The 24202-nt window shown below is 68.1% G+C and carries 5 protein-coding genes; 4 read left to right on the forward strand and 1 reads right to left on the reverse strand.

Going from position 1 to position 24202, the window contains the following annotated elements:
- Genes ACH438_RS42610 through ACH438_RS42625 form a run of 4 tightly spaced genes read left to right on the forward strand, consistent with a single transcriptional unit; the run spans position 1 to position 23153 of the window.
- Positions 1–4386, forward strand: a complete 4386-nt coding sequence (locus ACH438_RS42610) for a condensation domain-containing protein (RefSeq protein WP_397016296.1) — start codon at positions 1–3, stop codon at positions 4384–4386.
- Entirely contained in the window at positions 4383–5228 is an 846-nt protein-coding gene (locus tag ACH438_RS42615; RefSeq protein ID WP_397016298.1) for a 3-hydroxyacyl-CoA dehydrogenase family protein, read from the forward strand. The genes ACH438_RS42610 and ACH438_RS42615 overlap by 4 nt, the downstream gene beginning before the upstream one ends.
- The gene (locus ACH438_RS42620) at positions 5215–15645 is read left to right on the forward strand and encodes an amino acid adenylation domain-containing protein (RefSeq protein ID WP_397016300.1); all 10431 of its coding nucleotides are present in this window, start codon (positions 5215–5217) and stop codon (positions 15643–15645) included. The genes ACH438_RS42615 and ACH438_RS42620 overlap by 14 nt, the downstream gene beginning before the upstream one ends.
- A complete protein-coding gene (locus ACH438_RS42625; protein ID WP_397016302.1) occupies positions 15642–23153 on the forward strand; it encodes an amino acid adenylation domain-containing protein in 7512 nt (2503 codons plus the stop codon). Before ACH438_RS42620 ends, ACH438_RS42625 begins: the two co-directional genes overlap by 4 nt.
- Here the strand turns inward: ACH438_RS42625 and ACH438_RS42630 are convergent.
- Complete coding sequence (locus ACH438_RS42630) at positions 23137–24177, reverse strand: epoxide hydrolase family protein (RefSeq protein WP_397016304.1); 1041 nt, start codon at positions 24175–24177, stop codon at positions 23137–23139. The genes ACH438_RS42625 and ACH438_RS42630 overlap by 17 nt on opposite strands.
- Positions 24178–24202 lie beyond the last annotated feature (25 nt).

Below are 24202 nucleotides of genomic sequence, written 5' to 3' on the forward strand. Positions count from 1 at the left end.
GTGACCGCATCAGCACTACGCGAGGACGATATCGCCGTAATCGGCATCGGCGCGCGCTTCCCCGACGCGGCGAACCTGGACGAGTTCCGCGAGAACCTCGCCGCCGGAAGGGATTCCATCGGCCCCATGCCGGAGTCGCGCGCCGCTGCGACCGCCCTGGACCGTCGCGTGCGATACCTGCCCATGGGGCATCTCGCCGATATCCACACCTTCGACTACGCGTTCTTCGGCCTGTCCAAACGCGAAGCGGCCGTGATGGATCCGCAGCAACGGATCGCCCTGGAGTTGGCGTACCGCGCCATCGAGGACGCCGGCTACGCGCCTGCCACGCTGCGCGAGGCCACGACCGCGATCGTGCTCAGCTCGCCGTTGCCCAGTTATCACGCCATGGCTGTGGATCCCGGGCCGCTCTCGATGCTGGGCAACCTGCCTTTCGGGGTCCCCGCCCGCATCGCACACTTGCTCGGCTTCGACGGCCCCTGCTACGCCGTCGACAGCGGCTGCAATGCCTCCCTCATCGCTGTGCACCACGCTTGCCGTGAATTGCGCAGCGGGGATGCCGATTACGCGCTGGCGGGCGGAGTCAGCGTCCGTGCCCACGGTGCACCGGTCTGGGCCGTGCAGACCATGACCGAGATCGCCTCACCCGGCAGTCAGGTCCGTGCTTTCGACGCCGATGCCGACGGCACTGTTCCCGGCGAAGGCGGGGCGGTGCTGGTGCTGACCACGCTCGCGCGTGCTCGCGCCGAGCGTGCTGCCATTTACGCGGTCATTCGCGGTAGTGCCGTCCTGCACAACGGGCATTCCTCGGCGACGATCAGCACCCCGAGCGCCACCGCGCAGGCCCGAGTCATCGCGCAGGCGTGGCGCAAGGCCGGGGCAGATCCGCGCGCTGCGGGATACCTCGAAGCGCATGGTTCGGCCACCCGGCTCGGCGATGCCATCGAACTCGAAGGCCTGCGCAGCGCGTTCGCGGAACGCGCCACCACCCTGCCGATCGGATCGGTGAAGACCAATATCGGCCACCTCGATCACGTGGCCGGTGTGGCGGGCCTGGTGAAAGCCGTGCTGTCGGTGGCCGGCGGACAACTCTTCCCGTCCCTGCACTTCCACCGTCCTACTGGCGATCTCGACCTGGCGGCGGCCAACCTCGAGGTGATTACACAACCGCGACCCTGGCACAGCGATGGGCCGCGCCTGGCGGGCGTCAGCTCCTACAGCCTGGGCGGGGCCAACGCCCACTGCGTCGTGCAGCAGGCGCCCGATGCCGTATCGCAGCCGCAAGTAGCACTCGGCGAGCAGAATCAAGACCGGATGCCGCGGCTGATCGGGATTTCGGCGCGCACGCCGACCGCCCTCGCGGAGCTGTCCGATGCGCTGGCGGCGCGATTGCGGGACGATGCGATCGATCTCGCGGATGTGGCGTTCACGCTCGGCCAGGGACGTACGCACTTCGGCCACCGCATCGCCGTATCTGCCAGCGACACCGCAGAATTGGCCGATCTGTTCGAAAGGCGCGGCGCTGCCCTCGCTTCGGACGCCGTCGTGCCGGCCGCGCCGCGCGTGGCGCTGCTGCTCTCGCCGGGTGCGCTGCCGGGCGGGCACGACGGCACCGAACTGCCGCACCAGCTGCCCGCGAAAGGCATAACGGCGCAAGTGCTCGCGGCACAGCTGGCCGTGCACGATCGGCTGCACAGCGCCGGGATTCGGTTCGCGGCCGTGCTCAGCGGGGGAGCGTCGAAGTTCGCGGCACGCTATCTGCTCGGGTCGCGCGAGCCCGTCGACCCGGGCGAATTGGCCGCCGCCGCGCAGACACCGACGGTGGACCGCGCGCGTCTGCTCGCGGCAGCAGAAACCCTCCTGCGCGACGGCCCGGTCGTCTTCGTCGATCCCAGCCGCGACGGCCTGCTCGGGCGCTACCTCGCCGAGGATCTCGTGGGGCACGCAGATGCGGAAATCCTTTTCGACTCAGCCGATTCCGCAGGCGAGCTCGGAATCCTGGGGCGGCTCTACGAGCGGGGACTGGACCTCGACTGGGCGAGTGTGCAGGACGGGCGCGGTTGCAGGGTGCGGTTGCCCGGGCACCCGCTGCACGGCACCCGGTGCTGGGTCGAACTGCCCGATGCCGCGCAGCATGCCCAGATCGCGGCCGAGCCCGTCGAAGCCGTCGCTGCAACTGAGCAAGACACGGTGGTCGTCCCATCGGATGCGACGGAGTGGTTGCGCGCAGTCCTGCGCGAACTTTTGCACGCGGAGACCGAAATCGGACTGGATGACGACTATTTCGACGTCGGCGGCAATTCGATCATCGCGGTGCAGCTGGTCGAGCGGGTTCAGGAGGCCTTCGGATTCCGGCCCAAGCTGCTCGATGTGTACGAGCGGCCCAAGGTGGGAGAGTTCGCCGAACTGCTGCGAGAGCGGGCACATCCCGCACCCGAGATGGGTGCGGCAGCGCGCGCCCTGCCGGCCATCACCCGTACCGACGAGCTGGTCATGTCGCCCGGGCAGGAACGGATGTGGTTCCACCATCAACTGGTCCCGGACACCACGCTCTACAACTATCCGGTGGTCAGCGTGCTGCGCGGGCCGATCGACGTCGACGCGGTCAAAGGCACGTTCGAGGATTTCGCCGAGCGGCACGAACCGCTGCGCTACAACCTCATCGAAGCCGACGGTCTACCCGCGGTGCGGGTGCGGCCCACGCTCGGGGACTTCTTCCGAGTCGTCGATGTCTCCGCAGCGGCCGATCCGGTCGCCATCGCCCGCGAGCTGATCCGCACGGCCGCGGTGCGACCGTTCGATCTGGCCCACGACTCTATGGTGCGAGTACAAGTGGTGACCCTCGCTGCGGATATGCATGTGCTGCAAGTGGTCTGCCATCACTGCGTCACCGACGGCCAGACACCCGGGATTCTGGCGCGCGAGATTCCCCTGCTCTACGCCGCCCGCCAGGACGGGCGCACCGCCGAGTTGGAACCGCTGCCTATCCGCTATCGCGACTACGCGCGCTGGCATCGCGACCTGCTGGAGTCGGGCGCGCTCGATCACGAGCTCGACTACTGGATCCACATGCTGCGCGACGCGCCGAAACTCCGGCTGCCCACCGACTTCCCGCGCCCCGCGCGGAAGATCTTCACCGGTGAGCTCGAGCCGTTCACGGTGCCCGGACCCCTGCTCGCCGCGGCCCGCACGATCGCGAAGCGGCAGTCGGTATCGCTGTTCGTGGTGCTGCTGTCGGCTTTCTATCTCCTGCTCGCCCGGCGCAGCGGTCAGCGCGATCTCGTCATCGGCACACCGACCACCGGGCGCACCCGTCGCGAGCTCGAGGGGCTCGTCGGTTACTTCAACAGCACCATCGCGCTGCGCGCCAACCTCTCCGGTCCCGCGACGCTGGCCGATCTGCTCGAGCGGGTCCGGGGCATCGTGCTGGGCGCGTTGGAGAATCAGGAGATCCCCTTCGAGCGGGTGGTCAATGCCCTCGACGATCAGCGCGATCTGTCGCGCACCCCGCTCTTCGATGTGCTCTATGTCCACCAGGACCTCACCGCCAGCGGATCGGTCAATCCCCTCGGCGGCGGGACGGCCGAGTTCTTCGACGCGGAGCACTCCATCCACAATGCCTTCGGCGGATTACCGCCCGGCACAGCGAAATTCGACCTCAGCCTGATCACCTACGACCGCAGCGACGACCACGACATGCTGGCCTGCTTCGAGTACAGCACCGAACTGTTCACCCAGCGCACCGTCGCCGGGTTCGCTGCCGCCTACCTCGAGATCCTCACCGAGGTCGTGGCATCGACTCCGGATCGGTCGATCGAAGAACTGGTGGTCACCGCGCCGTCGCGGGTCGACAATGCCGCGGCGGAAGTGGCTGTGACACTGGATATCCCGACCGACCGTCCGCGCGTAGCCGGCCCGAGCCGATACGTACCGGCGACAGTACGCACGAGTCTGGATGTCCTGCCGGGCGATGCCGACCTGGTTGCCGCGTGGACGGCGCTGCTGAGCTGGTACTCCGGCTCCGACTCGGTAGCGATCGGCATGGCGACCGGTACTGCCCGAATCGACCTCGCCGACGAACCAACCGGGACCGAACTAGTCGAACGCGCGACCGCCGCTCTGTCCACGCCGGCGAGCACCGCTGGCGCGAGCGCCATCTGGTTCGGCGAAAACCCGCCGGACACTGCGGAACTGGCCCTCGGCCGAGAGCCGGGTGAACGCCCGGTCCTGAAACTGGCCTACGCCAGTGAACTTTTCGACGAATCGAACGCGCAGCAGATGCTGGCGGATCTGACGCAGCTGCTGCGCGGCCTGCGCGAGACGCCGAATGAGTCCGTACCGGATATCGCGGTGCGCTGCATCGCCGAATCGGAGGTAACCCGATGACCGGAATTGTGGCGGTGATCGGCGCGGGCACCATGGGCGCGGGTATCGCGCAATCTCTCGCACAGGCCGGACGCGATGTCATCGTGGTCGAACCTGATCCGGCCGCCACCGAGCGGGCGCGTCGCGGCCTGAACGAAGCGATGCGCCTGGCGCTGCTGCTGGGCCGCGGGGATCGGAGCACAGCGCTCGAAGCCGCTCGGCGGGTGCGCTGGACCGACCGCATCGACGAGCTCGACGAGGTCGAGTTCGTCATCGAATGCGCGGTCGAGCGTATCGAATTGAAAGAGCAGCTCTTCGCCGAGTTGGACCGTGCCTGCCCGCCTGATGCCGTGCTTGCCTCGGCCACCTCTGCCATCCCGATCGCGCGCCTGGCCGCGGCAACCGCGCGCCCGGATCGTGTGCTCGGGTTGCACTTCATGAATCCGGCGCCCTTGACCGACACGGTGGAAGTCGTTCGCGGGGACAAGACTTCGGACGAGACCATGGCACGCGCCATCGAGCTGCTCACCGCGCTCGGCAAGGAAGCCCTCATCGTCGCCGACCGTGCCGGGTTCGTCATCAACCGCCTGCTCATGGTGAGCATCGCGCAGGCCGCCGCGACCGTCGATGACGGCACCGACGCGGCGACGGTGGACGCGCTGTTCGAACGCTGCCTCGGCCACCGCATGGGCCCGCTGCGCACCGCCGACCTGATCGGCCTGGACAACGTCGCCGACACCATCGAGGTGCTGCGGCGCGAGACCGGCGAGGACCACTACCGCATTCCGTCCGCCCTCGCGACGCTCGTCGCCGCCGGGCATTTCGGCCGCAAGACCGGACAAGGATTCCATGACTATCGTTGAGACCACCGCGACGGCCGCACCGCAGGCCCCGAGCGATGCGCAACGCGCTGCCCTCGCGGCTGGTGATCGCTACGTCGACCTCTACATCGAACTGGCCGGGTCGGTCGATGCTGACGCTCTGCGTGACGCGGTCGACACCGTCATGACGGAAAGTCCGTTGCTGCGCAGCGTGTTTCGTGCCGAGGTCGGTGTGATCCAGGTGTTCGAGAACCCGACCGCGCCCACCCTCGTACACAGCGTCGACGGCACCGATGCGGGCGAATTCATCGCCGAGTGGATCAGCGAAGAACGTGCGCGTCCGATGGATATCGCGTACGGGCCGCTGTATCGGCAAACCCTGTTCCGGTTCCCGGATGGCCGACTCGGCTGGTACCAGCGCTACCACCGGCTGGTCAACGATCAGCCGGGAGTGCTCGCGGTGCTCGCCCGAGTGCGTGACCTGCTCGACGGCACCAACGAGGCCCCCGGCCCGAATCCACCCTTCGGTGTGAGGGCGGATCTGCTGGAAAACGAACACCGATACCGTGAATCCGGCGCATGGTCGGTCGACCGGGACTACTGGGAGCAGACCCTTGCCGATGCCGCCCGGCCCGAACCTCTCGCCCCCGGTATTGCACGGGCCTCGGACGGCACTGCGGACGAGGCGATCTGGGCAGCGGTAGGGGCGTCGGCGGAGCTCACCAGGATCGCGCGGGCATCCGGTGGCGGTGCGCCCGCCGTGGTGCTGGCCGCCTTGGCCGTTTACGGGTCTCGTCTGGCGCTGTCGGGGGAGTGCGTGCTCGCCCTCGATGCCGGGGAAACTACTGTGCCGCTGCGGATTCCGGTGACGGCGCAGGACAGTTTCCAATCGATCGCCCAACGTACGGGGCGAGAGCTGCGCAAAGCACGGCGCCACCGGTTCATTCCCGATATCGACGAGCCGTGGCCGGATTCTCCGCTGCACGGGCGGTGGCCGCTCGCGGTACGCATGCTCGGCGGTGCCGCGATCGACACTCTCGGCAGCGCCTCGATCACCGAGTGTTTCGGGGACGGCAGCGAATTCACCGTCTGCGTCGATGATCGAGCGACCGGTGGTTGGCGGATCGCTCTGGTCGGAACGCAGCGGTCGCATCGGGACCGACTGGTTCGGCTGCTCGACGAGCTGGCCCGCACGCCGCAGACGCCCATCGCCCGTATCGATATCGCCGCACCCGACGAGATCGACCGTCTCCTCGGTACACCTCCAGACGGCACGGTCGTAGCGGCCACGACCCTCGCGGCCCTCTTCGCCGAGCAAGCAACTCGCTCACCGCAGGCGATCGCGATCGTCGCATCCGAATCCCGCAGGACTTATGCGGATCTGCACAGCGAATCGAATCGTCTGGCACGCAAGCTGATCACCCTCGGCGTCGGGCCCGAACAGGTGGTGGCGCTCGCTCTCGGGCAATCAGTCGAGCAGATCCTCGCGGTGCACGCGGTGCTGGCCACCGGCGCGGCGTACCTGCCAGTGGATCCGGAACATCCGCGTGCGCGACACGTCCAAGTGCTCGATCTCGCACAGCCGGCGTGTGTACTCACCACGCGGCGTGACGGATTCGACGCTCCCGATGGCATTCGGGTGCTCTACCTCGACGAGCTCGATCTGGCTGGCGAGTCGGATGCCACGCTCACCGATGCCGATCGCCTCGCGCCGCTGCGCCCGGAAAACCTGGCCTACGTGCTGTTCACCTCCGGCTCCACCGGCCGGCCGAAGGGTGTGGGTGTCACCCACGCGGCCGCGTGCACACATATCGCGTGGATGCAGCACCTGCACCGCCTCGACGACACCGACGCCGTCGTGCGCAAGACCGCCCTGACCTTCGACGTATCAGCGTGGGAAGTGTTGTGGCCGTTCACCGTCGGAGCTCGGCTCGTGATCGACGCGGCGCAGCCGCACGGCGATCCGAACGAGCTGGCGCGAGTGATCATCGACCACGACGTCACCACGGTGCAGTTCACGCCGTCCACGCTCGCGGCGTACCGGCAGGCGGTGGCGGCGCCGATGCCGTCGAGTGTGCGTCGGATACTGCTCGTGGGTGAGGCGATGACACCGGCACTGGCCGCGGTGCTGCCGGCCGTGGCGCCGAGCGCCCGCTGTGACAATCTCTACGGGCCTACCGAGGCGACGCTCGCGGTCACCCGGCATGTGATCAGCGCGAAGGATATTGCCGCAGTGCCTATCGGTGCGCCCGCGTGGGGCGTCCAGGTCTACGTGTTGGACGCGTTTCTGCGGCCGGTGCCTGCGGGCGTGCCGGGTGAGCTCTATCTCGGGGGTGTGCTGCTGGCGCGTGGCTATGTGCGCCGGGCGGGGCAGACCGCGTCCCAATTCGTCGCCGATCCGTTCGGCGCCTTCGGGCAGCGGCTGTATCGCACCGGTGACATCGTGCGGTCCACCGGTCACGGCGAGCTCGAGTACCTGGGCCGCAGTGACTTCCAGGTGAAGCTGCGCGGCGTGCGCATCGAGCTCGGCGAGATCGAATCCGTCCTCGCCGCACAGGAATCCGTGGCGCAGGCGGTGGCCATCGTGCACGGTGGCGACCACGGCAGCACGGGCGGTGGTCGCCTGATCGCCTATGTCACCCCGGCCGCCGGGCACCGTATCGATCCGGCGGCACTGGAGCAGTCGTTGCGCGCGATACTGCCTAGACACCTCCTGCCCGCTGTGATCGTGGGGTTGGCCGCCCTGCCGGTGAATCGCGCCGGCAAGTTGGATCGCAAGGCGCTGCCCGTTCCCGATGAGACGGTGGCCTTCCGGGCTCCGCGCACCGACACCGAAACCGCGCTTGCCGCCGCCTATGCCGAGGTCCTCGGCCGCGACCGCATCGGCGTGGACGAATCGTTCTTCGCGCTCGGCGGGGACAGCATCATGTCGATCCTGCTGGTGTCGCGGGCACGTTCGCGCGGCATTGCGGTGACCGCGCAACAGGTCTATGAGCACCGCACCGTCGCACGCTTGGCCGCTCTTGCCGAAACCGCAGGCGGAGCCGAGATTGCGCCGCTGGCCGAGCTGGCGGGTGGCGGGGTCGGCGAACTGCCGCTCACGCCGATCCTGCGGTTCCTCGTCGAGCGCGGCGGCAGCTTCGAGCGTTTCTGCCAATCCATGACACTGGACCTGCCGGCCGGGATCGAGCGCAGCGCACTGGTTTCCACCCTCGCCGCGGTCATCGACCACCACGACATGCTGCGCTCACGGCTCTACCGAGACGACCGCGGCGACTGGCATGTGCAGGTCACACCACCGGGCAGCATCGACGTGGACTCGCTCATCCACCGCATGGAGTACGACGCCGAACTGACCGGCGATGAACTCCGGGACCTGGCCACGGCCGAACTGAACGCGGCGATCGACGGGATCGACCCGTCGGCCGGTGTGGTTCTGCGGTTCGTCTGGCTGACACCGGATTCGGGCACCGGCCCCGGAATGCTGCTCATCGCCGCGCATCACCTCGCCGTCGACGGTGTCTCCTGGCGGATCCTGCTGCCCGACTTCATCACCGCCTGGGCAGCGGTCGCGGCGGGCAAGACGCCACGGCTGCCCGCGGTCGGCACCTCCATGCGCCGCTGGGCACACGCCCTCGCCGACACCGCGCACACCGACGCGGTTACCGCCGAACTGCCGGTCTGGGGCGAGATTCTCGATGGGCCGACGCCATCGTTCGGTACACGGCCCTTCGACCCACGCCGTGACATGGCCGCCGACATCACGCGCGTCTCCGTCGAACTCGACGAAGGCGATACCGCTGCCATCCTCACCGCCATTCCCGAGCGCTACCGGGCCGGCGTCGCGGACGCGCTGCTGACGGCGCTCGCGCTGGCGGTGGCGCGCTGGCGGTCGCGGCGTGGTGAGAGCGAGCGGTCGGTGCTGCTGCGACTGGAAGGCCATGGCCGCGAGCAAGATGCGGTGCCCGGGACCGAACTCTCGCGCACGGTCGGCTGGTTCACCTCCGTCTTCCCGGCGCGACTGGACCTGACCGGGGTCGATCTCGACGACGCTTTCGACGGCGGTCCGGCCATGGGACTTGCTCTCAAGGCAGTGAAGGAACAGCTGCGCACAGCGCCACAGCACGGCTTCGGCTTTGGGCTGCTCCGATACCTGAACGCGCACACCGCCGCCGCCTTGCCGCCGGGCGAGCCGGGGGAGATCTCGTTCAACTACTTCGGGCACATCACCGGCATCGACATTCCGGAGGAACTCGCCGGAATCGGATTCCTGCCCTCCACCGAATTCGCCGTCCTGCCCATTCGTCCCGGCGCTCGCCAGAGCGCGCTGGGTGCGGTGGAAGTGGATTCCATCATCGTCGGCCAGCGCTTGGTGACCGGATTCGGTTATGTGCGTGGCTTATTCGGTGAGGCCGCGGGCGAGGAACTGGTCGGGCTGTGGCGTGCGGCCCTCGACGGTGTCTCGCGGCACGCACGCAATCCTCACACCGGCGGCGGGCACACCCCGTCGGACTTCCCGCTCGCGCGCCTCACTCAGGGCGATATCGACCTCTGGGAACGGCGCTACCCGACGCTGAGCGAGATCTGGGCGACCACGCCGCTGCAGTCCGGCATGATGTTCCACGCGTTGTTCGACCCCGACGCGGTCGATGTCTACACGCTGCAGTTGGTACTGGATCTGGAGGGCGGGGTCGACGCGTCGCGGCTGCGCTCGGCCGCAGCGGCCGTACTGGCGCGACATGCCAACCTGCGCAACGCCTTCGAGCGGGATTACGCCGGATCCCCGGTCCAGATCGTCACCGCCGAGGTAGCGCTGCCCTGGCGCGAGATCGAGCTGTCGACGGCCGACGGTGCCGACGAGCAGCTGCTCGAGGTCGAACGCACCACGCCGTTCGATCTCACCGCGCCGCCGCTGTTGCGGTTCCTGCTGCTGCACCTCGATGACGGGCGGGCCCGATTCGCCGTGACCTGCCACCACCTGCTTCTCGACGGGTGGTCCATCCCGCTGCTGCTGCGCGAGATCATGGCCGGCTACGCCGGTTACGCGATCGAAGACCCACCACCCTACCGGCGCTTCGTGGAATGGCTTGCCCGCCAGGACAACGCGAGCTCCCGCCGGGCATGGGCTGACGCACTTGCCGGGCTCACCGCGCCGGCGCTGCTCGCGGACACCCCCGCTGCACACGCACCCGGCGGCCTGCCCCGCGAGCAAGCCTTCGACCTGAACCCGGCCCAAACCCAGGCACTGACCCGGCTGGCAGCCGAGTCCGAGGTGACGATCAATACCGTCGTGCAGGCGGCCTGGGCAATCCTGCTGGCACGCACGACCGATCGTGACGACGTCGTTTTCGGCACTACGGTCTCCGGGCGGCCCGCCGAGCTCGCGGGCGTGGAGAACATCGTCGGGTTGTTCATCAATACGATCCCGGTCCGCATTCGACTGGCCGCGGGCGAATCCGTGGGTGCGCTGCTGCGCCGCGTACAGCGTGAGCAGTTCGCGCTGACGGCGCATCACCATCTGGGCCTGTCCGATATCAGTGCGCAGAGCGGTGTCGGTGCTCGCAACCTGTTCGACACGTTGCTGGTCGTCGAGTCCTACCCCGTCGACGAGGCGAAACTACGGGCGGATGCCCTCGCCTACGCGGGACTGGCAATCGGTAGGTTCCAGTCCAGGGAAGCGACGCACTACCCGCTGACGCTGACCATCCGGCAGACCGATCGCCTGCACCTGCTGGCCGGGTGGTGGCCTGAGCTGCTCGACACCGAGACCGTCTCACGACTGGGCGAGGGGCTGACCCGCGTACTGGTGGCGCTCGCGGCGAATCCGAATGCCGCTGTGGCGGAGATCGATCCGCTCGACGCGGCGGAATCGAGCCGGGTACTGCGGGACTGGCAACGTCCGGCCGTACCGGTGCCAGATGTCACGCTCGTGGACCTGTTCCGCGCTCAGGCCGCGGCACACGGAACTGTGGATGCGGTGCGATTCGGTGACCGGTCGCTGACCTACCGCGCGCTCGACCAGGCATCCGATGATCTGGCCCGTGCGCTCGCGGCGCGCGGCGTCGGAGTGGAATCGCTCGTCGCCGTTGGTGTTTCGCGTTCGATCGAGTTGATCGTGGCGCTGCTGGGAGTGCTCAAGGCAGGTGCGGGCTATGTTCCGCTCGACGTCGGCAACCCGCCGCAGCGCCTCGAATTCATCCTGGATGAGACGAACCCGATCTGCGTGGTGACCACCGAGGCCGATCGTGCCGCGTTGCGTGCAAGCCACCGGCCCTACCTGGTGCTGGACAGCGTCGACCACAGCGCTGCCGCCGAATTCACGCCGATTGTGCCGGGTCCGGACAATATCGCCTACGTGCTGTACACGTCCGGTTCCACGGGACGTCCCAAGGGCGTGAGCGTGACGCATCGCAATGTCGTGGCCATGCTCGCCGCGACGCGGGGATTGCTCGATACCGATCACACCGATGTCTGGACCATGTTCCATTCGCCCGCCTTCGACTTCTCGGTGTGGGAGATGTGGGGTGCGTTCGCCAGCGGCGGCAGGCTCGTCGTCGTGGATGCCGAGGTGACCCGTGCGCCCGACGAGTTCGCCGAACTCCTGGCGCACGAAGCCATTACGGTACTGAGCCAGACGCCCTCGGCCTTTGGCGCCTTGCTCGACACCGGCCTGCGTCCTGCTGCCGTGCCCGCGCTGCGGCACATCGTGCTCGGCGGCGAAGCGTTGGATCCGCGGAACCTGCACGCTTGGTACGACACGGATCGGGCCGGACAGACCCGGATCTCGAATCTCTATGGCATCACCGAGGCGACTGTGCACGTCACCCACTTCGCGGTGGATCGTCCGCACGCCGAATCGGCACGGGTCAGTGTCATCGGTCGCGGCCTGCCAGGAACGACTGTGCGCGTGCTGGATTCGCGACTGCGGGTGACACCGCCGGGCGTACGTGGCGAGGTCTACCTCGCGAGTGCCCAGCTCGCCCGTGGGTATCACGCCCGCCCGGGGACGACTGCGCAGCGCTATGTGGCCGATCCGTTCGGCGCGCCCGGTGCGCGGCTGTATCGCACCGGTGATCTGGCGCGCTGGAACGATGACGGGCAGCTCGAATATCTCGGCCGTGGCGATCAGCAGGTGAAGATCCGCGGCTACCGCATCGAACCGGGAGAGATCGAGGCCGCGCTGCGCGAGCACGAATCAGTGACGCGAGCGGTCGTGGTGGCCAAGACCGGGGATTCCGGAACGGCCCGCCTGGTCGCCTACGTGGTGGCCGAGCCCGCGACCGCACTCACGGTCGAGACCTTGGAAACCCATCTCGCACACCGTGTTCCCGCTTACATGCAACCGGCCGCCATCGTGCTGGTCGAGACGCTGCCGCTGACCGGCAACGGCAAGCTGGACGTGGCCGCGCTACCCGACCCCGTCGTGGCGGCGCGTTCGGCTCGGGCACCGCGTACGCGCGCCGAGCAAGTGGTGGCCGAGCTCTTCACCGAGGTACTCGGAGTCGAGCAACCCGGTGCGGAGGACTCGTTCTTCGCGCTCGGCGGGGACAGCATCATCTCCATCCAGCTCGCGGCGCGGGCGCGAGCGCGCGGGCTGCACTTCACACCACGAGAGGTGTTCGCGCGCCGGACAGTGGCCGGCATCGCCGCTGTCGCCAGGACACCGGAGGACGACGCGCCTGCCCTGCTCCCGGAATTGCCAGGCGGTGGGATCGGTGAGATGCCGCTGACGCCTGTGGTGCGGTGGCTGACCGAGCGGGGCGGCGGATTCCGCCGGGTCAACCAGACTCTCACCGTCGAACTGCCCGCCGGGACCGGGCGCGACACCGTGATCCTGGCCGTCTCGGCATTGATCGACCGGCACGACATGTTGCGCAGCAGGCTGTTCCGCGACGATTTCGGAGAATGGCGATTCGAGACCCTGCCCACCGAGGCGGTGAATGCTTCGGAGCTGGTGCACAGCAGCACCTTCGACGATGACGCGGATGCCGACACCCTGCGCGAGCTTGTCGCCGTGGAACTGGATGCCGCGCTGGATCGCCTCGATCCGGCTGCCGGTGTGATGGTGCGGTTCGTTCGGCTCGACGCCGAGCAGGGGAGTGTGCCGGGCAGATTGATCATTGCCGTTCACCATCTCGCCGTGGACGGCGTCTCCTGGCGCATCCTGCTTCCCGATCTGTTCGCTGCCCTCGCGAGTGCTGCGAACGGCGGCGTGCCGCAACTGGATCCGATCGGTACGTCCATGCGCCGCTGGGCGCACGCTCTGGTCGAGGCTGCGCACGCACCGGATCGGGTCGGCGAGCTCGAGTTCTGGCGGGGAGTGTGTGCGACACCGGATCCCGCGCTGGGCTCCCGGCCGCTGGACCCCGCCATCGATACCGCAGCCCGGCTCGCGACGGTCGAAGTCGCCGTGGACGAATCGATCACCAAGGCACTCGTGCGCACCGTTCCCGCCCGCTTCCACGCCGGTGTCGATGAGATCCTGATCGCTGCGCTGGCCCTCGCACTCACGGTCTGGCGGGCCCGGCGAGACACCGACGCTGCGGTTTCCCTGTTGCGGCTCGAAGGCCACGGCCGCGAGGAACACCTCGCACCTGGCGCGGACCTTTCGCGCACCGTCGGATGGTTCACCACGCTGTACCCGGCTCGGGTCGATATCGGCGGGATCGACACCCAGGCAGCCCTGTCCGGAACCACCGCGACCGGCGCTCTGATCAAGACGATCAAGGAACAGCTGCGCACAATCCCCGATCACGGCATCGGCTACGGATTGCTGCGCTACCTCAATCCCGAAACAGCCGAACAGCTCCCGGCAGCAACGCCCGGACAAGTCGCGTTCAACTACCTGGGCCGCGTCGACCACCTCGACGCGCAGGCGCTCGCGACACCGGACACAGCCCCGGATCCGGACCTGCCCGCGGCCGCCGCCATCGACGTGAACGCGATCGTGCACGACTCCCGCCTGCGCGCCGGATTCACCTATCCCACCAGCCTTCTCGGCGAGGCGGCGGTCTCGGAGCTTGCACGCCTGTGGGTGAGCGCGCTCGAAGCCATCACCACCCACGCCCGGAGCGAACACGCGGGCGGGCACACGCCCTCCGACTTCGCGCTGGTGCGGGTGAGCCACGAGGACATCACCGGCTGGGAGCGGGAATACGGCCGGCTCACCGACGTGTGGCCGCTCGCCCCCTTGCAGTCGGGGCTGTTCTTCCACGCGGCCGCGGTTCGACCGGGCGCCGCCGCTGTCGCCGATGTCTACAACGTCCAGACGGTGGTGCAGCCCGGCGGTGAGATCGACCGCGAGCGATTGCGCCGGGCCGGGCAGCGCCTCCTGCAGCGTCATGCGAACCTGCGCGCGGCCTTCGTGTTCGATGGCTTGGGCCTGCCTCTGCAGGTGGTGCCCGAATCGGTCGAACTACCTTGGCGGGAAGTGGATCTGGCTACAGCGAGTGATCTCGCCGAGCTGGCCGCGCAGGAGCGTGCACACCGATTCGATCCGGCCCGTCCGCCACTGCTGCGCTTCACACTCGCGAAGGTCGCGCAGGCCGAGCCGGTGCTGATCGTGACCTATCACCACATTCTGTTCGACGGCTGGTCGGTGCCGCTGGTGCTGCGCGATCTGCTGGCCCTCTACGCCGACACCGCGCCGCTGCCCGCGGCTGAGGGATCCTTCCGCGACTACCTCGCCTGGAATCACGACCGGGACGTGGGCGCGAGCACCCGGGCTTGGCGGCGGGCACTGGACGGCATAACTGCCCCGACCCTGGTCACGCCGGTCAGCCGTACTCGCGAAAGCGCGGTCACGACTGAGGATTACCGCTGGACCCTCGATGCAGAGACCACCGGTGCCCTCGGCACGACCGCGGCCGAACTCGGCGTCACCCTCAACACGGTGGTTCAGGTGGTCTGGGCAATCCTGCTCGGACGCAGGCTCGGACGCGGTGACGTGGTCTTCGGTGCGACCGTCTCCGGCCGCCCGGCCGCACTGCCCGGCGTGGAATCCATTGTCGGACTCTGCATCAACACCGTGCCGGTGCGCGTGCGCTTCGGCCCGCGCATGCCCGTGGCCGACCTGCTGCGCGCCGTACAGGCCGAACAGGCCGAAATGATCGAACACCATCAACTCGGACTGACCGAGATCCACACCGCCGCCGGCCTGCGCGATCTGCTCTTCGATACCGTGCTGGCCTTCGAGTCCTATCCGATGGACACCGAGCGACTCACCGCCGCTGTCGCCGCGCTCGACGGCTTGAGCGGCCCGCGTCTGGAACTCACCGACGCCACGCACTATCCACTGTCGGTCACCGTCGATCCGGGCCGGGAACTCAGCGTCCGAATCGGTTATCTGCGAACTGTTTTCGACGAGCCAGAGGTGGCCGAGATCGCCGCCGCCATGCGGGAACTGCTGACCACCATCGCCCGCCGGCCCCACACCACCATCGAGGAGCTACCAGCATGACCCGGCGCCTACCGCTGACGCGCGCGCAGCAACACGTCTGGGTCGCACAGCAACTCGACGACACCGGGCAGCGCCTGATCGTCGGCGGCTACGTGCAGATACACGGCAGGCTCGACGAGGAGACGTTCGAGCGGGCATTGCGGCTCGTCACCGCCGGGGCGGAATCACTGCGCGTGCGCTTCGACACCGAGACCGACGGATCGATCGTGCAGGTGGTGGAAGACGTAGCCGACTGGCCGTTACACCGCCACAGCTTCCGCGCCACCGCAGACTCCTACGCGGAGGCGCTGGGATTCATGGACGCGGAGCTGCAGCGACCGTTCGACCTGGCGCGGGCGCCGCTGTTCGAACATCACCTGCTCGATGCCGGGGATGCGGGCATGTTGTGGTTCATCCGCTCCCATCATCTGGTGATCGACGGCGCGTCCGCGGCCGCCTTCATCCGGCGCGTCGCCGAGACCTACACCGCGCTGCTCGACGGGCATCCGGTCAGCGCATCGGTTTTCGACCGGGTGAGCGATCACGTCGCCGCGGACGAGAGGTTCCGCAACTCCGCGCGGTTCGCGGGCGACCGCGAATTCTGGGCGCAGCGCCTCGCGATCGGCGGGCCCTACACGCCACCGCAATTCGCCGCGGCGCCGGCGGTCACGGATGGCAACCGGTTCCTGCGGCAGGCCGGTGTGCTCGCCGAGGCCGACTGGAAGGCCTTGCGTGCGCGGGCAGAGGCGACCGGGACCGCGTGGCCGGTCTGGACACTGGCGGCGATTGCCCTATTGCTGCACGCGGATTCGGGGACGCGCACGGTCACCCTCGGATTGGCCGTACCGGCCAAACGCTCCCGGCACGCACTGGGCATGACAGCGAACGTCCTGCCTCTACGGATTACCGTCGACCCGGCCGCGACCATCGCCGACCTTCTGGCCGCCGTGCGTGCCGAATCTCTGATCATCCTGCGCCACCAGCACTTCCTCTACGGTGAGATGCTCGCCGACTTGGGCGGGAACGGGCTCGAAGACGGCGTTCTCGGACCTACCGTCAATGTGCTGCCCATGCAGAAGGATCTGCACTTCGGATCCGTATCCGCCTCGCTGCGGCATCTGGCAGCCGGACGCTCCGACAACCTGAATATCAGCATCTACGACAACGGCGATCCGGCGTTGTCGGTGGTGCTGGAATCGACCGTGCTGCGCTACTCCGAGCGCGACCTCACCGCACACCATCAGCGGCTCACCGAAACCATCACCGCCCTGACCGCGGCCCCGCAGGACCTCCCGCTCGCCGTGCTGCGACCCACACCGAATCCGGCCGGACCGGTGGCCACTGACGAGGTGGCTGAGACGCTCGTCGATCGATTCGACCGTATGGTGGCCGCCCGCGGCGGGGCGACCGCCGTGGTGCACGGCGACGAGCAGCTCACTTATGCCGAACTCGACGCCCGGGCACGCGGACTGGCGCGGATCATTGCCGGATACGGTGTCGGGCCGGGGGAGTTCGTCGGTCTGGCACTGTCACGGTCCACGGACCTCATCGTCGCCATCATCGCGGTGCTGCGCGCGGGCGCGGCCTATGTTCCCCTCGATCCGAGCTATCCGCGGTGGCGGCTGTCGGCGATCCTCGACGATGCCGCACCAGCGCTGGTCCTCACCGGCGGAGGAGTCGTACTCCCGCAAGGGATCTCGGACGCGCCTGTGCTGCGCATCGGGGATCCACCGCAGGTCGTTCCGCGGGAGCCCGCTGTTCTGTGCTCGCCGCACCTGCCCGCCTACGTGATCCACACCTCGGGAACGACCGGCCGCCCCAAGGGCGTGGTCGTCACGCACGCCAATGTGGTCCGCCTGCTCACCGCGACCGGGCCGTGGTTCGAGTTCGGGCCCGATGATGTCTGGACCCTGTTCCACTCCACCGCATTCGACTTCTCGGTATGGGAGATCTGGGGAGCGCTTGGCCACGGCGGCAAGCTGGTCATCGTCGACGCCGAGACGGCACGCTCACCGCACGAATTCCTTGAACTGATGGCGGCGCAACGAGTTACGGTGCTCAACCAGACACCGTCGGCGTTCGGTCTGCTGGTCGACGCCGACGCAGACCGGCCCGCCGACAGCGACCGGCTCGCACTGCGTTACGTACTGTTCGGCGGCGAGCCGGTGGAACCGTGGCGGCTCACCGAATGGTGGGCGCGCCATGATGCGTGGGCGCCGCGCCTGATCAATATGTACGGGATTACCGAGACGACGGTGTTCACCACCGGCACCTCGTTGCCGGGCGGCATCGTATCGGCGGGCGAAATCGGGACGGTCATACCGGATCTGGCTGTGTACATCCTCGACGCTGCACTGCGGCCCGCCGCGCTCGGTGTGCCGGGGGAGATCTATGTCGCCGGTCCCGGCGTCGCCATGGGATACCTGCGCCAGCCCGGCCGCACCGCGGCGCGCTTCGTCGCTGATCCTTTCGGCCGGCCCGGCACCGTCATGTATCGCAGCGGCGATGTCGCGCGCCGGACGTCGAGCGAGACGCTTGAATTCCTCGGGCGGGCCGACCGGCAGGTGAAGATCCGTGGTTTCCGGATCGACCCGGGCGAGATCGAAGCCGCCCTGTGCGCGCTCCCGGCCGTGCGGGCGGCGGCGGCACTGACAGTCGAACGTCGACCAGGTGACCGGCGACTGGCCGCCTATGTCGCCGCTCCTGGTGCGGACGTCGGCGCGGTACGGACCATGCTTGCGGAACGGCTTCCCGCACATGCCGTTCCGTCGTACATCGTGGCGGTCGACGCCCTCCCGAGCACGCCCAACGGCAAGATCGACGAACGCGCCCTGCGCGCGCTCACTCTCGAGGGCGCGACACCTGTGTGCGGCGCGTCGCCGCAAGGCGCAGCCGAGGCTCGGCTGCACCAGGTATTCGCGGAAGTGCTCGGGCACCACGGGTTCGGAGTCGACGACGGCTTCTTCGCCATCGGTGGGGACAGCATCCTCGCCATCCAGCTGTCCGACCGCGCTCGCGCCGCCGGGCTGGCCATCACACCGCGGGATGTGTTCGTAAAGCAGAGCATTCGTGCGCTGGCCCGCACGGTCGACACACCCGCGCCGGCCGCTCGGGCCACGGTGAGTCCGCTTGTCGTGCGTGATGGCCGCACCTTCCTGCCTGCGACGCCGCTGCAGTCCGGGCTGGTGTTCCACTCGCTGTACCAGGGCGCGGACGGCGAGGACCCCTATCTCGTACAGGTCGTGCTGACCGTCGACGGCCCGATCGACGCCGAACGGCTCCGCGCTGCCCTGCACGCGGTACTCAACCGGCATCCACACCTGCTGGGCCGGTTCGTCGTGGACGGCGACGCACCGGAATACGAGATTCTCCAGGACATCGAACTACCGTGGCGTGTAGTGGATCTCGACGATCCGACCCTCGAAGAGCGGGACGCCGCGGTGACGCGGGTACGGGCCGCAGACGCTCATATCGAGCCGCTGGCAGGGCCGCTGCTCACGGTCACCCTCGTGCACGTTGGGACCTTCTCGGCCGCCTTGGTGGTGACGCACCACCACGCGCTGCTCGACGGCTGGTCGCTGGGCATTCTGCTGCGTGAACTGCTGCTGGGCTACCGTGGCCTCGAACTGCCCGCCGCGACACCGTTCACCGCCTTCCTGGAGTGGTCCGCGGCACAGGACCGTGAGGCCGCGCGCCGGGCCTGGGCGCAGGACCTCGCCGGTGCCGAACCGTGCAAGGTCGCACGCGCCGACCGGCAGCCGTGGCGGCGACCCGACGAACACCTCTACACCCTGCCCTCCACCACTGTCACCGCACTGCGCGAACGGGCCGGCGCGTACGGCCTCACCCTCAACTCGATGATCCAGGCGCTGTGGGCGCTGGTGATGTCGAACCTGACCGGAAGCGACGACATCGTCTTCGGTATCACCGTCTCCGGCCGGGACGGCGGCGATCTGGAGGGAGCGGTCGGGCTGCTCATGAACACTGTGCCGCTGCGAGTGCGGGTGCGTGCCTCGGAGACGCCGATCGAACTCGCGGTCCGGATGCAGCGTGAGCGCGTGGCGCTGATGGAGCATGACCATCTTGGGCTGCCCGACATCCTGGCGGCCGCGAACGTGATCGACCTGTTCGACACCTCGCTCGTCTACGAGAACTTCCCCGTCGACACCGCACTGCTCGACGATCCGGACGCAGGGCTGCGGGTGACGTCGGTGAATGTGCTCGGCGGCACGCATTTCCCGCTGACCGTCATCGTCGAGCCCGCCGCAGACGCGCTGACCTTCCGAATCGGGGTGCGGCTGGACCAGATCGATGCCATAGCCGATGCCGACGAGCTGTGGACGCGCATCCTCGCCGCCGCGGCGGCACTCACCGCACCCCGGCAGGCCACCGTCGGGCAGCTCGACCTGCTGCCACCCGCACGCCGCGCCGAATTACTCGGCGCCGGAGGCGGTGCGACAGCCGACATCGAAAACGGCGGGCTCGCAGAGTGTTTCGAGATTATCGCACAGGCGCACGCCGACGATGTCGCGCTCTGGTACGACGGTGTAGAGCTCACGTACGCCGCGTTGAACGCCCGCGCTAATCAGGTCGCCCGCTGGTTACGCACCCGTGGTGCGGGACCGGGCGTGACGATCGGCGTCGCCGTCCCGCGCTCTGTCGATCTCGTGGTCGTCTTTCTCGCCGTGGCCAAGCTGGGCGCGATCAGCCTGCCGCTGAGCGACCGCTACCCGCTCGCGCACGTGCAGCGGTTGCTGGCATTCACCGGCACCGAGCTGGTGCTCAATGAACTCGACAGCACGACAACGGAGTTCGATGACAGCGACCTCGGCGTCGCCGTGCTGCCCGATGCCGTGGCCACGCTCATGTTCACCTCCGGATCGACCGGAGCTGCCAAGGGTGTCGAGGTCACCCATCGCAATATCGTGGCGCGTGCGCGCGACCGGATCGCGCGCGACGACGGGCATGAGCGGATGCTGATGCATCTGCCCTACACCTGGGACATGGTGGTGTGGGAGTTGTGGCTACCGCTGCTCAACGGCCGCACCGCGGTGCTCGCGCGACCCGGAGTCCTCGATGTGCACGACTACGCGGCAGTGCTGCGCGCGGGCCGGGTCACCTCGATCATGCTGCCGCCGGGCCTGTTTCAGCTATTGGCGGAGCAGATTCCGGATCAGCTCGCCGATCTGCGGATAATTGCGTGTGCCGGGGACGTGCTGCCGCCGCAGGCCGCCGCCGCGGTGCGTCGTGGTGTGCATCCGCCCGTGGTGCGCAATCTGTATGGGCCGGTCGAAGCGACGAGCTTCGTGCTGCACTTCGCGATCGCGGACGCCATGTCTGCGGACCGCCCTGTCCCGATCGGAGGCCCGGCCGACAATACCCGTGTCGCGGTACTGGACTCGGCGTTGCGACTTCTACCCGGCGGGGTCACCGGCGAGATCTATCTGTCCGGTGCAGGACTCGCCAACGGCTATCATCGGGATCCGGTCCGCACCGCGGAGCGCTTCGTCGCAGACCCCTACGGCCCCGCCGGTGCGCGCATGTACCGCACCGGTGATCTCGGGCGCTGGGATGAGGGCCTGTTGCATTTCTTCGGCCGGGCCGATCGGCAGTTGAAGGTCAACGGATTTCGCGTCGAACCGGGCGAGGTCGAAGCCGCCATCCGACGCGAGCCCGGGATCACCGCGGCGATCGTCACCGCGCGACGGTCGGCGAGCGGACAGTCGCTCATCGCGCATGTGGTCGGGGACGACACCGTCGACACCACGGTGCTGCGGACCCGGCTGGCCGCGACCCTGCCCACCTACTTGGTGCCCTCGGCCTTCGTGGTCATCGACGAACTGCCTCTGACCTTCATCGGCAAGCTCGACGTGGGCGCGCTGCCCATGCCCGTCGCCGCTGACAGCGTTCCGGCGTGCACCTCGCGGCAGCAGGTCATCGCGACCGCGTTCGCGCAGGCGCTGGATGTGGCGGAAGTCGGTGTCACCGACGACTTCTTCGCACTCGGCGGCAACTCACTATCCGCGATCCGAGTTGTGGCGGGTCTGCGGTCTGCACTCGGGGTCGCGGTATCGCTGCGCGATCTGTTCGAATCGCCGACTGTCGCCACCCTCGATCAAACTCTCGATCGGCGCGAGTCCGGGGATGTACCGCACAGCCCCGAGAGGCTTCAGCCCAGCATTGCAGTTGCGCGTCGCACGGACCCGATCCCGCTCGCGCCCGCACAACAGCGGCTGTGGACCGTGAACTATCTCAGCGGCAACCGCCCCGACTATCTGATCGCCACCGGACTCGCGCTGCACGGACCACTCGACCTGCCAGCGGTCGAAGCCGCCGTGAGCGATCTCATCGAACGGCACGAAATCCTGCGAACAATCCTGCCGTACGCCGGGGACGGGCCCATCCAGCGCATCCTGCCGATCGAATCCGCGCGACCGGACTTCCGCGTCGTGGAAGTAGCTGATAGCGAAAGCGCCGACAAGGCAATCGAAGCCGAGCTGCTACTCGGCTTTGACCTCACCACCGAACCACCTCTGCGCATCCGTCTCTACCGCGCGAGCCCCGAGCAGCACATACTGCTCGGCGTACTCCACCATGCTGCCGGCGATGGCGAATCCCTGGCTGTGCTCCAGCAGGATCTACTCACCGCCTACCGTGCGCGTGCCATCGGGCACAGTCCTCAGTGGACAGCTCCGGCAACACAATTCGCGGACTACACGCTGTGGCTGAGACAATCGCTGGACTCCGATGATGGCGTGTTGACCCGGCAGGCGCGCTACTGGCGTGCCGTCCTCGACGGACTGCCACCACATCCGGTGCTACCCACCGATCGTCCGCGCGCCGAACGCCGCGAGAACCTCGCCGCAGCTGTCCCCATCCACATCGACGCCGCCACTCACCGCGACCTCGCCCGCACCGCCCGCACCCATCGCGCCAGCACCTACATGCTGGTCCACACCGCCCTCGCCCTCGCCCTGCACGCCCGCGGCGCGGGTCCCGATCTCCCCATCGGCGTCGCCCTCAGCGCCCGCGACACCGACGGCCTGCAAAACCTGGTCGGCTGCGTAGTCGACACCGCGATCATTCGCGTCGACCTCTCCACCAACCCATCCCATGACGACCTCGTCCAACAGGTCCGCGAACGCGTTCTGTCGGCCTACGACAACAAGGAATTCCCCTTCGACAACCTCGTGGAACTCCTCAACCCACCCCGCTCCCGAACCCACCACCCCCTCTTCCAGATCATGGTCACCTACCTCCGCGACACCGAAATCCCCACCACCGGCACCGAACTGACCATCCGCCACCACCCGGTCCCGGTCCGCCGAACCCCCTGGGAACTGCTGCTCAACCTGCGTGAGGAGTACACCCCCGACGGTGACCCCGCCGGCATTCGCGGCGAAATGGTCTACGCCGCAGAATTGTTCGACTACACCACCGTCGAATCGATCGTCACCGCCATGAGTACTGCGCTGGAAAGCCTGTCGCAGGTGGAACGTCCGCAAGCTCCGGTCAGCCGCCCAGCTTGACCGCACGGCGTATGTCCTCGGCGTAGGCCTCGGGCTGTTCCCAGGCTGCGAAGTGGCCGCCGGCTTGATGATTCACATATTCGCAAATGTTCAAGAAGGCTTCCGCGTAGCTTCGCGGCTCCGGTTTGATGTCACGCGGGAACACCGACAGCACGGTCGGCGTGTCGATCCGGTCGGGGAGGGTGACCGGTTCGACATAGGTGGCGAAAGAGGTGCCGATCGTGCCGCTGACCCAGTACGCATTGACCCAGGTGAGCAGCTCGTCCACAGTGAAAGCCGACTCGTCGGACCAGGACTCCAGCTTTTCGACGATCCACGCCGCGAGGCCGGCGGGGGAGTCGCCGAGGGCGACAGCGAGCGTATTCGGCCGCGTCGACTGCTCCGCGATGTACCCGCCTTCGGTCCGGAACCACTGTGCTGACCGGTCGAGGTAGGCCACCGCGTCGGGCGCGAGTTTCGACCGGTCCACCGTAAGCGCATGCAGCGGAGCAACGTTCGTGAGGTGCAAGGCCGCCACCCGATCCGGATGTTCGGCCGCAAGGATTTCCGCGACGGTGCCACCCACATCGCCACCGGATAGCGTGTACCGCGAGTAACCGAGCTGATCGAGGGCGGCTGCGACGATCCCGGCGATCCGGTTGACCGACATACCGGGCATGGTGAGCGGGGCCGCGAACGGGAAGCCCGGTAGCGCGGGAACCACTACGTGCAGGTCCGCGAGTAAAGGCAGGACGCGCTCGAACCGCAGCACCGAGTCTGGCCAGCCATGTAGCAGCACGACAACCGGGGCTCCGGGATCGGCGGACCGCTGGTGGATCACCCGCAGGTCGACATCGCCTGTTTGTACTGTCTCCCAAGGGAACTCGTCGATGCGGCGCTCGTGCACGCCCCAGTCGTACCCGTCGGCCCAGCGTTCGAGTAGTTCGTCGAGGTGAGTGCCGCCAATGCCGCGCGTCCTGTCTTCACTCCATGGGGTCGTGACACGCCGCGTCCGCCGGAGTCGTTCCTGTAGCTCGTCGCTCATGTGTATCAGCGTACACATCATGTGT

Origin of the sequence: Nocardia sp. NPDC020380 (assembly GCF_044386975.1) — a bacterium.
Classification (GTDB): domain Bacteria; phylum Actinomycetota; class Actinomycetes; order Mycobacteriales; family Mycobacteriaceae; genus Nocardia.

Excerpts from the sequence above, each read along its gene's own strand:
- ACH438_RS42630 (WP_397016304.1), bottom strand. The coding sequence starts at position 24,177 with ATGAGCGACGAGCTACAGGAACGACTCCGGCGGACGCGGCGTGTCACG.
- ACH438_RS42625 (WP_397016302.1), top strand. The coding sequence starts at position 15,642 with ATGACCCGGCGCCTACCGCTGACGCGCGCGCAGCAACACGTCTGGGTC.
- ACH438_RS42615 (WP_397016298.1), top strand. The coding sequence starts at position 4,383 with ATGACCGGAATTGTGGCGGTGATCGGCGCGGGCACCATGGGCGCGGGT.
- ACH438_RS42620 (WP_397016300.1), top strand. The coding sequence starts at position 5,215 with ATGACTATCGTTGAGACCACCGCGACGGCCGCACCGCAGGCCCCGAGC.